An 11781-nucleotide genomic window follows, 5' to 3' on the forward strand; every position below is an offset into this window, starting at 1 on the left:
GAGCCGCCGGCTCAGCGCACGGCCACCGCCGGCCCGGCCGCGGGCGTCCCGCTCCTGAGGTAGGCCGGCCAGCTCGCGTGCACGGTGATGTCGTCACCGGCGGCGGCGGCGTCGAGGGCGCACCCGAAGCCGACGACCCACGTGCCGTCGTCGAGCTCGACGGGTCCGAGGAGCATTGGTGCGGGGAGCGTCGCGAGGAGGCGACCGAGGCCGGCGACGGACACGAGCCACGCCTCGCCGGTGATCGACGCACCCTCCCCCGGTCCGGCGCGCACGAGCCCGGGCTTCGGGGGGTGCGTCGCGAGCGCCGCCAGCCGGTAGGCGTCCGACGTCGCGACGGTGCGGACGAAGCGCGCGCCGAGCGCGTGGAGCTGACCGTTGAGCGGCTGGCCGCGCAGGTGCGCGCCGAACACCGCGACCTCGACGCCGGTGTCGACGAGCGGCGCGACGGGTGCGGGCTCGTCGTCCGCCGCGCCGCCCTGGACGGTGAGCATGCGCCCGGCGAGGTCGAGCGCAAGCTGGTCGTCGAACGCGCGGGCGAGCACGGTGACCCCGAACGGCCCTCCGTCGGCCTCGCCCGCGGGAACCGCCACCGCGGCGAGGTCGAGCAGGTTGACGAAGTTCGTGTACGTCCCGAGGCGCCTGTTGATCGCGACGGGGTCGGCCTGCACCGCGGCGATCGTCGGGTGCTCGGTCGTCGTGGGCAGGAGCAGCAGGTCGGCGCCGGCGAGCGTGCCGAGCGCGTCGGCGCGGGCGCGGTCGAGGGCCTCCCGGTCGTGCACGTACGCCGCGGCGGTCACGTCCCGCCCGCCGAGCACGATGCCCGCGACGACCGGATCGACGCCCGCGTCGCCGCCCGCGTGCGCCCGCTCGAGGAACTCGCCGACGGCGGCGTACCGCTCGGCGACGATCGCGCCGTCGTACAGCAGCCGCGCGGCCTCGAGCATCGGCGAGACGTCGACCTCGACGACCCGCGCACCCGTGCGACCGACGGCGGCGACCGCGTCCGCGAACGCCGCGCGCCAGCCCGCGGACAGCGGCGCGAGGTCGGCGGCGCGCGGGACCGCCACCACGGGGTCGGGCCGCAGCCCGAGCCGGACGTCGGGCGGCCAGACGCGTCCGGTGGGGTCGGCGGCGTCGGTCCCGGTCATGAGGCGCGTGGCCAGCACGCCGAGGTCGAGGTCGCGCGTGAACGTGGTCACGACGTCGTAGGACCGGCAGGCGGGCACCACGCCGGTGGTCGGGACGAGCCCGAGCGTCGTCTTGATCCCGACGATCCCGTGGAACGCCGCGGGGACGCGCCCCGAGCCGGCCGTGTCGGTGCCGATCCCGACGTCCGCGATCCCGAGCGCCACGACGACCGCCGACCCCGAGCTCGACCCGCCCGAGACCCGCTCGGGCAGCGTCGCGTGCCGGACCGCGCCGTACGGGGAACGGGTCCCGACGAGCCCGGTCGCGAACTGGTCGAGGTTGGTCTTGCCGAGCACGACGGCGCCCGCGTCGACGAGCCGCTGGACGGCGGGCGCGGTCCGGGTCGCGGGCGTGACGCCGAACGCCGGGCAGCCCGCGGTCGTCGGGAACCCCGCGACGTCGACGTTGTCCTTGACCGCGAGCGTCGTCCCGGCGAGGGCCAGGTCCTCGCCCGCGGCGACCCGCGCGTCGACGCCGACCGCATCGGCGAGCGCCTGCGCCTCGGGCCGCAGGGCGATCCACACCTCGGGGCGGTCGACCTCGGCGATGCGGCGGTAGGCGGCCCGGACCCGCTCGACGGCACTCACGCCCCCACCTCCACGACGACGAGCGGCGCACCGGGCGCCACGTGCTGGCCCGGTTCGACGAGCACCCGCCGGACGCGCCCGCCCGCCGGGGCGTCGACGGCGAGCTCGAGCTTCATGGCCTCGAGCGCGACGAGGGGGTCACCCGCGCGGACCTGCTCGCCCTCGCGCACCTCGACCCGCCACACGCTGCCGACCATGGGCGCCTCGACGAGGACGCAGCCGTCGGGCACCTCGAACGGCGGGCCGCCCGGCGCCCCGCCGGGTGCGTGCGTCCGCCCGGCCTCGTCCGCGGGCTCCTCGACCGCGAGCTCGCCCGCGGCCTGCCACGCGGCGCGCTCGGCGGCGAACGCCTCGGCCTGCCGGGACTGGAACGCGGCGATCGCGTCGTGCTCGGACGCGAGCATCGCGAGGTGCTCGGCGTAGGAGAACGCGCCGTGCTCGACCTCGACGTCCAGGCGCCCGGCGGCGAACGCGGCGCGCTGCTCGACGAGCTCCTCGGCGGTCACCGGGTGCCACACGATGCGGTCGAAGAACCGCAGAAGCCACGGGGTGCCGGGCTCGAACACCCCGCGCTGGCGGTGCCCCGACCAGATCGGCACGGTCCGACCGACGAGCTGGTAGCCGCCCGGGGAGTCCATGCCGTAGACGCACAGGTACGTGCCTCCGAGCCCGACGGTGTCCGCGGCCGTCCACGTGCGTGCCGGGTTGTACTTGGTGGTCATGAGCCGGTGCCGCGGGTCGAGCGGCACGGCGAGCGGGGCCCCGAGGTACACGTCGCCGAGCCCGAGCACGAGGTACTCGGCGTCGAACATCGTCGCGTGCACGTCGTCGGTCGAGTCGAGGCCGTTGACGCGGCGGATGAACTCGATGTTCGAGGGCAGCCACGGCGCCTCGGCGCGGACCCCCGCGGCGTACCGGGACGTGGCCTCGGCGATGCACGGGTCGTCGAAGGACATCGGCAGGTGGATGCGCCGGCTGGGGACGACGAGGTCCGCGGTCGGCGGCAGCGTCGCCTCGAGCTCGGCGAGCACGGCGACGAGCGCGCGGACTCCGAGCACGTCGGGGTCGACGTGGACGTGGAGGCTGCGCACGCCGGGCGTGATGTCCACGACGCCGCCGAGCCCCGCGTCCACGCGACCCCGGAGGGCCTCGCCGAGAGCGTGCACGCGCAGCCGCAGCCCGAGGTCGAGCGTCATGGGGCCGTACTCGACGAGCACGTTGTCGTCGGCGCCGCGCAGGTAGACGACCTCGGGCCGGGCCAGCGGGTCGGCGGGGTCGCCGGGGATCCGGTGCAGCACGCCGTCGTCGCCGTCGGGTCCGGTCGCGAGCGCCTCACCCACCCGGTCGAGACCGCGCAGCGCGTCGGACCCCCGCAACGCGTCGGCGGTCGCCTCGGGCACCGGGACGAGCCGCACGGTGTCACCGGGCCGGATCTGGCCCATCTTCCAGCGGTGCCCCGCGACCACCGTGACCGGGCACGCGAAGCCGCCGAGGCTCGGCCCGTCGGGTCCGAGGAGGATCGGGGTGTCCCCGCTGACGTTGAGCGCGCCGACCGAGTACGGGTTGTCGTGCAGGTTCGACGGGTGCAGCCCGGCCTCGCCGCCGTCGGGCCGCGCCCACTGCGGCTTGGGCCCGGTGAGCCGGATGCCGGTGCGGTTCGCGTGCGTCTGCACCTGCCACGTCGCGGCGTAGAGCATCGCCATGTCCTCGGGCGTGAAGTAGGACGGCGCGGGATGCGGCCCCTCCTGCACCGCGACGTGCCACTCGTGCACGACCTCGGGGCGCAGCTCCTCGGCGACGGGGACCACCGCGGGCGCGTCGCCGGGCACGGGTGCCGGGACCAGGACGTCCCCGACGACGAGCGCACGCCCGGTGTACCCGCCGAACCCCCCGAGCGAGAACGTCGACGCCGACCCGAGGTACAGCGGCACGTCGAGGCCCCCGCGCAGCAGCACGTACGTCCGCAGGCCGGCGCCGTGCGGGGCACCGACGTCGAGCACCGCGCCCGCCGGGACCGTCACGGGCTCCCACTGCGGGACGGACTCGCCGTCGACGGTGACCGGCGCCGGCGCACCCGTCACGCACACGACCGCCTCGTGGCTGAACCGCAGGCGCGGGCCGACGAGCGTGCACTCGAGCCCGGGTGCGCCCTCGGGGTTGCCGAGCGCGCGGTTGCCGAGCCGGAACGACAGGTCGTCCATCGGGCCCGACGGCGAGATGCCGACGTCCCAGTGCCCGAGCCGCCCCGGCCAGTCCTGCACCGTGGTCATGACGCCGCCGCGCAGCACCTCGACGTACGGCTCGTCGTCGGTGACACCCGCGAGCGTCGCGGTCGTGTGCGTCGCCGCGACAACCTCGGGGACGGCGACGGCGGCCCGCAGCAGCGGCAGGTTCGTCTGCACGCCGGTCACCCGGGTCCCCGCGAGCGCGTCGGCGGCCGCCGCGAGCGCTGCGGCCCGGTCGGCGCCGTGCACGACGACCTTCGCGAGCATCGGGTCGTAGTGGGTCGTGACCTCCTGGCCGGTCTCCGCCCACGCGTCGACGCGCACGCCCTCGGGGTACCGGACGTCGGTCAGCAGCCCGGCGCTGGGCCGGTAGTCGTGCCGCGGGTCCTCGGCGTACACGCGCGCCTCGACGGCGTGCCCGCGCAGCGCGGGGCCGGAGTCGGGCAGCGCCGCGAACTCGTCGCGGAGGTCGGCGTCGCCCTGCGCGAGCCGCAACATCCACGCGACGAGGTCGACGCCGATGACCTCCTCCGTCACGGGGTGCTCGACCTGGAGGCGCGTGTTCACCTCGAGGAAGGACACCTCGGCCCGGTCGACGTCGTACACGTACTCGACGGTGCCCGCGGAGCGGTAGCCGACCGACGCGGTGAGGGCGCGCGCCGAGGTCTGCATGCGCTCCCGCACGTCGTCGGGGAGGTTCGGGGCCGGGGCCTCCTCGAGCACCTTCTGGTTGCGGCGCTGGAGCGAGCAGTCGCGGTCGCCGAGGCTCACGACGCGCCCGTCCCCGTCGCCGAAGACCTGGACCTCGAGGTGCCGGGCGCGCGCGACGAACCGTTCGAGGAAGACCCCGGCGCTGCCGAAGTTGGCGGCTGCGATGCGCTGCACCTTCTCGTACGCGCCCGCGAGCTCGGTCGCGTCGGCGCACGCCTGCATCCCGATCCCGCCGCCGCCGCCCACGGCCTTGAGCATCACCGGGTACCCGACGGCGTCGGCGGCGGCGAGCGCGTCGGGGAGCGAGTCGAGCAGCCCGCTGCCGGGGACGAGCGGGACCCCGGCCGCCTGGGCCGCGACGCGCGCGCGGTGCTTGTCGCCGAACACGTGCAGGTGCGCGGGGGTCGGGCCCACGAACGCGAGCCCCGCGGCCTCGACCTCGGCGGCGAACACCTCGTTCTCGGAGAGGAACCCGTACCCGGGGTGGATCGCGCCGGCGCCGGTCGTCATCGCGGCGTCGAGCACGAGCTCGGAGCGCAGGTAGCTCATCGCGGCGGGGGCGGGCCCGAGGCGCACCGCGACGTCGGCCATCCGGACGTGCGGGGCGGCCGCGTCGGCGTCGGAGTGGACGGCGACCGTCTTGAGGCCGAGTCCCTGCGCCGTGCGCAGGATGCGGCAGGCGATCTCGCCTCGGTTGGCGACGAGCAGCGTCTCGAACACGGGGGCTCCCACGGGCGTGAGGGGCGGTCGGGCAGCGGGCCGCCGTGTCCGGGTGCCGGGCCGTCGGGCCCGGGTCGTCGTGGCGCTCCACCGCCGGATGCGGAGGTGTATACACGTCCGTATCCGCACTCGAACCGTAGGGAGACGGTGTTTCCCGCAGCGGGTGCGGGCGTAAACGCTGAGTTACGCGAGCGTCAGCCCGCGAGCGCCATCCGGGTCATCGCGCTCGTCGCGCGCTCCATGACGACCTCGAGCGACTCCCCCACGTGCTTGTGCAGCGCCGTGAGCGCCGCGGCGAGGTCGCGTGCGAGCACGAGGTCGAGGATCTCGATGTGCTCGTCGATCGTCGTGACGATGCGGCCGGTCTCGACGAAGTCGTGCATGCGCACGGCGCGGATCTTCTGGTTCACGGTCACGAGCGCGTCGGTGAGCTGGGCGTTGCCCGACGAGCGGGACAGCGCCAGGTGGAAGCCCTCGTCGAGCAGCACGAACGCGGGGTCGGGCTCGGGCGGGGTGTCGCGCAGCTCCTGCCAGCGGGTCAGCTCGGCGCGGACCTGGTCCTCGTCGTGGCGGACCCCCGGGTTCTCGATGGCCCGCGCGATGCCGCGCAGCTCCAGCGTGATGCGCAGCTCGTAGAGGTTGCGCAGGTCCTCGAGGCTCGGCACGACGACCGCGTAGCCGTAGTCGGTGCGCTCGACGAGCCCGTCGGACAGCAGCCGGGACAGCGCCTCGCGGACCGGGGTGCGCGAGACCTCGAACGCCTTGCCGAGCTTGGGCTCCGTGAGGCGCTCGCGCGGGGACACGCGGCCGTTGAGGATGTCGTCGCGCAGGCGCTCGTACACCACGTCGCGCAGCGAGCGCGACGCGCCCGCCGAGCCCGTCGCGGTGCCCGCGTCCACCTCAGCGCTCATACCCACGGAGCGTATCCCTCCCGGCGGGACGTCCCGGGTGACACCGTCCCCGTCGGGCCGCGCCCGGCGCCCGCCCGCGCGCCCGGCGTCAGAGCGCCATCGCGGCACGGACCTGCGCCTCCTGCTCGACGCCCCCCGCACCCGACGCGACGACCCGCCCGGACTCGAGCACCGCGTAGTGCGACGCCGCCCCGAGCGCGAACCCGACGTGCTGCTCGACGAGCAGCACCGCGAGCCCGCCCGCGGCGGTGAGCGCGAGGACCGCGTCCTCGATCTCGGCGACGACGGACGGCTGGATGCCCTCGGTCGGCTCGTCGAGCACGAGCACCCTCGGGCCGGTGAGGAGGGCGCGCGCGATCGCGAGCTGCTGCCGCTGACCCCCCGAGAGCAGCCCGGCACGCCGGCCGAGCAGCCCGCGCAGCGCAGGGAACAGGTCGAGCGCCTCGTCGGTGCGCCGCGCGCCCGCGGGGCCCCGGCCGTCGGCGACGAGCTGCAGGTTCTCCCGCGCGGTGAGCTGCCCGAACGACTGCTGCCCCTGCGGCACGTACGCGAGCCCGCGCCGGACCCGCTCGTGCGGGCGCAGCCGCGTGATGTCCTCCCCCGCGAGCCGCACCGCCCCCGACCGGACCGTGAGCAGCCCGACCGCCGCACGGAGCAGCGTCGTCTTGCCCGCGCCGTTGTGACCCATCACGGCGGCGATCCCGCCGTCGGGCACCCGCACGTCGACGCCGTGGACCACGGACGTGCGCCCGTACCCGACGTGCACCCCCTCGAGCTCGAGCATCACCGCTCCTTCCGTCCGCTGCCCAGGTACACCTCGACGACGCGCGGGTCCGCCTGGACCTGCGCGACCGTCCCCTCGCTCAGCACGCGGCCCTGGTGCAGCACCGTGACCGACGACGCGAACGAGCGCAGGAACTCCATGTCGTGCTCGACGACGACGACCGTGCGCTGCGCCCCGATCCGCTGCAGCAGCAGGCCGGTCTGCTCGCGCTCCGCGTGGCTCATCCCGGCGACGGGCTCGTCGAGGAGCAGCAGCCGCGAGTCCTGCACCAGGAGCATCCCGATCTCGAGCCACTGCTTCTGCCCGTGCGCGAGCACGCCCGCCGGTGCGTCCCGGAGCGCGGCGAGCCCGACGGTCTCGAGCGCCTGCTCGACGACCTCGGGGACCACGGAGCGGCGTCGCAGCAGCGTGCGGGCCCGCCGGCGCGACCCGACGGCGATGTCGAGGTTCTGCAGCACGCTGAGCTCGTCGAACACGCTCGCGGTCTGGAACGTGCGCCCGACGCCGGCCCGGGCGACCCGGTGGGACGCCCTGCCGAGCAGCTCGACCCCGCCGAACCGCACCGACCCGGTCGCCCGCGCGAGGCCCGTGATCGCGTCGACGATCGTCGTCTTGCCGGCGCCGTTCGGGCCGATGAGAAAGCGCAGGTCGCCCTGCGTGACCGTGAGGTCGACGCCGTCGACGGCCACGAAGCCGTCGAACTCGACGCGCAGGCCGCGGACCTCGAGGTAGTCGTGCCGGAACCGGTCGTCGGGCCCGGCGAGCACCTGCTCGAGCGCGTCGGGGTCGAGGACCTGCTCCGGCGGGGGGACGGCGGTCATGGTGTGCTCCCGGACGTGACGGTCTCGGACGTCGTGGTGGGTGTGTCCGCCGCTCGCGCCGGGACCTCGTCGGGCACGTCGTCCCGCTCGGCCCGGCCGGCGCGCCACCGCCGCCACACGCCCCCGAGCGACGCGAGGCCGCCCGGCAGGAACGCGACGACGAGGATGAACAGCGCCCCCTGGAAGTAGGTCCAGAACGACGGGAACTGCTCGGACAGTGACGTCTGCGCCCACGAGACCGCGAGCGACCCGAGCACCGGCCCGAGCAGCGTCGCGCGCCCGCCGATCGCGACGCCGACGAGGAACCCGATCGACGGCACGACGCCCACGTCCGCGGGCGAGATGATCCCCACGATCGGCACGAACAGCGCCCCGCCGATCCCGGCGAACGCCGCCGCGACCGCGTACGCGACGACCTTGACGACCGCCGGGTCGTACCCGAGGAACCGGACCCGGTTCTCCTGGTCGCGCACCGCGACGAGGAGCTCCCCGAAGCGCGAGCGCATGAGCAGGCGCACGACCGCGACCATGGCGAGCAGCGTCCCCGCCGCGATGAGGTAGAGCATCTCCTTGTTGACCGGGTCCGCGAGGTCGTAGCCGAAGAACGACCGGAACCCGTTGAGCCCGTTGGTTCCGCCGGTGACCTTCTGCTGCCCGACGAGCAGGATCGCGAACGCCGCCGCGAGCGCCTGCGACAGGATCGCGAAGTACGCCCCGCGCACCCGCCGCGTGAACACCGCGAAGCCGAGCACCGAGGCCAGCACGACCGGGACGAGCACGATCGCGACGACGGTGACGACCGGGCTGCGGAACGGCTCCCACCAGCCCGGCACGGTGCCGTCGCCGTACAGCAGCATGAAGTCGGGCACGCCGCCCGGCCCGGCGTCGGCGAGCTTGAGGTGCATCGCCATGAGGTACCCGCCGAGCCCGAAGTACACGCCCTGGCCGAGCGTGAGCATCCCGCCGCGGCCCCACGCGAGGCCGATGCCGACCGCGACCATCGCGAGGCAGCAGAACTTCGCGAGCAGCCCGAGCCGGAAGTCCGAGAGCAGCGCGGGTGCGACGCCGAACAGCGCGACGGCGGCGACGGCGAACCCGGCGAGCGTGCGGACACGCTCCCCGGTCAGGAGCCGGCCGGCGGTTCCGCCGCGGCGCTCCTCGGTCCCCGCGCTCACGCGAGGCTCCGCGTCCGCAGCGACACGAGCCCCTGCGGCCGCACCTGGAGGAACGCGACGATGACGACGAAGAGCAGCACCTTCGCGATGCTCGCGGTCGTCGAGTACTCGAACGTGGCCTGCAGCATGCCGAGCGAGAGCGCGGCGATCACGGTGCCCTTGAGCTGCCCGATGCCGCCCACGACGACGACGAGGAACGCGTCGACGATGTAGCTCGTGCCGAGCGTCGGCCCGATCGAGCCCAGCAGCGTGAGCGCGACGCCCGCGACCCCGGCGATCCCCGAGCCGACGAAGAACGTGAGCCGGTCCGTCGCACGCGTCGAGATCCCCGAGGTCTCCGCGAGGTCGCGGTTCTGCACCGTCGCGCGGATCCGGCGCCCGAGCGGCGTGAACCGCAGGAGGAGTGCGAGCGCCGTGATGCACACGACGGCGAGGAGCAGGATGAACAGCCGGGTCTTCGGCACCCCGAGCCCGAACAGCTCGACCGCCCCGGACAGCCACGCCGGCGCCCGCACGTCGACGTTCGGTGCGCCGAAGACGTCCCGCGCGGCCTGCTGGAGCACGAGCGCGACCCCCCACGTCACGAGCAGCGTGTCGAGCGGCCTGCGGTACATCCGCGAGATCAGCGTGACCTCGAGCACGAGCCCCAGCAGCCCGCCGACGAGGAAGCCGACGACGAGCGAGACGAGCAGCGAGACCCCCGCGTCGGCGATCACGCCCTGCACGACGTACGCGGTGTAGGCGCCCGCCATCATGAACTCCCCGTGCGCCATGTTGATGACGCCCATCTGCCCGAACGTGAGCGCGAGCCCGAGCGCCGCGAGCAGCAGCACCGACCCGAGGCTCAGCCCGGCGAAGAGCTGCGAGAACAGGGCATCCATCCCGGCCCCCTTTCCGTGCGGCCCCGCGGGCGGCCGGTGCTCCGTTCCCGGAGCGCCGGCCGCCGTGCGGGGCGGGCTGGTCGTACCGCGCCGTCCGCTCACCGGCGGTGACGCGGCCCGCTGGTCAGGTCAGGACAGGCCCTCGGCCCAGTCGTAGCCCTCGAGGAACGGGTCGGGCTCGATCGCCCCGTCCGAGCTCCACTCGGTGTGGATGAGGCCGTCGGCGCCGATCTTGCCGATGAGCGCGGTCTTGGCGATGTGGTGGTTGTCGCCGTTCACCGTGACCGTGCCCTCGGGCGCCTCGAACGAGACCCCGTCCGCCGCGTCCTGCACCGCCGCGACGTCGAACGACTCGGCCTTCTCGACCATGCCCTTCCACAGGTACAGCGACGTGTACGCGGCCTCCATCGGGTCGGACGTCACGCGGTCCTCGCCGTACTTCGCCTTGAACGCCTCGACGAACGTCGTGTTCGCCGGGCTCTCGACCGTCTGGTAGTAGTTCCACGCCGTGAGCTGGCCCTCGATGTTCTCGACGCCGATGCCGCCGACCTCCTCCTCCGCGATGGACACCGAGACCACGGGGGTCGTGTCCACGCCGAGCCCGACGTTCTTGTACTCCTTGAAGAACGCCACGTTGGAGTCGCCGTTGAGGGTGTTGAACACCGCGTCCGCGCCCGACGCCTTGAGCTTGTTGACGATCGTCGAGAAGTCGGTGTGCCCGAGCGGCGCGTACTCCTCGCCGACGATCTCGATGCCGTTCGCCTCGGCGTAGGCGTTGATGATCTTGTTCGCCGTCCGCGGGAAGACGTAGTCGGAGCCGACGAGGAAGACCTTTGTCTTGCCCTGCTCCTTGAGGTAGTCCATGCCGGGCACGATCTGCTGGTTCGTCGTGGCGCCCGTGTAGAAGATGTTCGGCGACGCCTCGAGGCCCTCGTACTGCACGGGGTAGAACAGCAGCGCGTCCTTGCTCTCGAACACCGGGAGCATCGCCTTGCGCGACGACGACGTCCACCCGCCGAAGACCGCGGCGACGCAGTCGGACGAGATGAGCTTCTCGGCCTTCTCCGCGAAGACGGTCGGCTCGGAGGCGCCGTCCTCGCCGACGACCTCGAGCTGCTTGCCGAGCACGCCGCCGCCGGAGTTGATCTCCTCGGCCGCCAGGTCGAGCGCGTCGCGGACCGTCTGCTCCGAGATCGCCATGGTCCCGGACAGCGAGTTGAGGAAGCCGATCTTCACGGTGTCGCCCGAGGTGTCGACGCACGAGGCGGCCGCGCTGTCGCCGGAGGAGCTGCTGTCGCCGGAGGACCCGGCGTCGGTGCGCGCTCCGCCGCAGCCCGTGAGGCCGAGCGCGACGGCGAGGGCCGCCACGGGAAGAGCGAGTGCGCGCGTGCGTGATGTGGTCAACGAGGTGCCTTTCGCAGCGGGTCGCGGGGGTCCCTCGGAGGGAGCCTCCCCTGGTCCGGGCTCCGGATCACGCGACACCGCACTGTGTCCCGCTGTGTATACATCCCTGTGCCCATGACCGAGGACGCTAGGGACCGGGTGTTTCCACGACGCACGCGCGGCGGTGAACGGTGTGTTTCGCCTCGGTCTCGTTCGCGCCTCGACAGGCGTGGCCGGGTCCCGCGCCGGGCCGACCGGCAGCACGCCGCGCGGCCGCCGGCCGCACGCCCCGCGGTCGCCGGCCGCACGCCCCGCGGTCGCCGGCCGCACCTCCCGCGGCCGCCGGCAGCACGCCTCGCGGTCGCTGGCACCGCGCCCGTGCGGCACGCACG

At 74.4% G+C, this 11781-nt stretch carries 8 protein-coding genes; all 8 read right to left on the reverse strand.

Annotated features, from left to right (window positions below):
* Positions 1-11 precede the first annotated feature (11 nt).
* The 8 genes from atzF to urtA all read right to left on the reverse strand — a co-directional run bounded on the left by atzF (position 12) and on the right by urtA (position 11374).
* Positions 12-1778: an allophanate hydrolase gene (atzF, locus tag ACWFNE_RS19410; protein ID WP_452124060.1), complete on the reverse strand. Its 1767-nt coding sequence runs from the start codon at positions 1776-1778 to the stop codon at positions 12-14.
* On the reverse strand, positions 1775-5434 hold the full coding sequence (gene uca / locus ACWFNE_RS19415) for an urea carboxylase (protein WP_452124061.1): 3660 nt from the start codon (positions 5432-5434) through the stop codon (positions 1775-1777). The genes atzF and uca overlap by 4 nt, the downstream gene beginning before the upstream one ends.
* Positions 5435-5628: 194 nt before the next feature.
* Positions 5629-6345 (reverse strand): GntR family transcriptional regulator, encoded by a 717-nt coding sequence (locus ACWFNE_RS19420; protein WP_452124062.1) that lies wholly within the window; start codon positions 6343-6345, stop codon positions 5629-5631.
* An 88-nt stretch (positions 6346-6433) separates the two neighbouring features.
* A complete protein-coding gene (gene urtE / locus ACWFNE_RS19425; RefSeq protein ID WP_452124063.1) occupies positions 6434-7129 on the reverse strand; it encodes an urea ABC transporter ATP-binding subunit UrtE in 696 nt (231 codons plus the stop codon).
* Positions 7129-7950 (reverse strand): urea ABC transporter ATP-binding protein UrtD, encoded by an 822-nt coding sequence (gene urtD / locus ACWFNE_RS19430; protein WP_452124064.1) that lies wholly within the window; start codon positions 7948-7950, stop codon positions 7129-7131. Before urtD ends, urtE begins: the two co-directional genes overlap by 1 nt.
* A complete protein-coding gene (urtC, locus tag ACWFNE_RS19435) occupies positions 7947-9125 on the reverse strand; it encodes an urea ABC transporter permease subunit UrtC (protein WP_452124065.1) in 1179 nt (392 codons plus the stop codon). Before urtC ends, urtD begins: the two co-directional genes overlap by 4 nt.
* The gene (urtB, locus tag ACWFNE_RS19440; protein WP_412868456.1) at positions 9122-10006 is read right to left on the reverse strand and encodes an urea ABC transporter permease subunit UrtB; all 885 of its coding nucleotides are present in this window, start codon (positions 10004-10006) and stop codon (positions 9122-9124) included. Before urtB ends, urtC begins: the two co-directional genes overlap by 4 nt.
* Before the next feature lie 129 nt (positions 10007-10135).
* Positions 10136-11374, reverse strand: a complete 1239-nt coding sequence (gene urtA / locus ACWFNE_RS19445) for an urea ABC transporter substrate-binding protein (RefSeq protein WP_452124066.1) — start codon at positions 11372-11374, stop codon at positions 10136-10138.
* Between the last annotated feature and the right edge of the window lie 407 nt (positions 11375-11781).

Source organism: Cellulomonas sp. NPDC055163 (genome assembly GCF_053607065.1).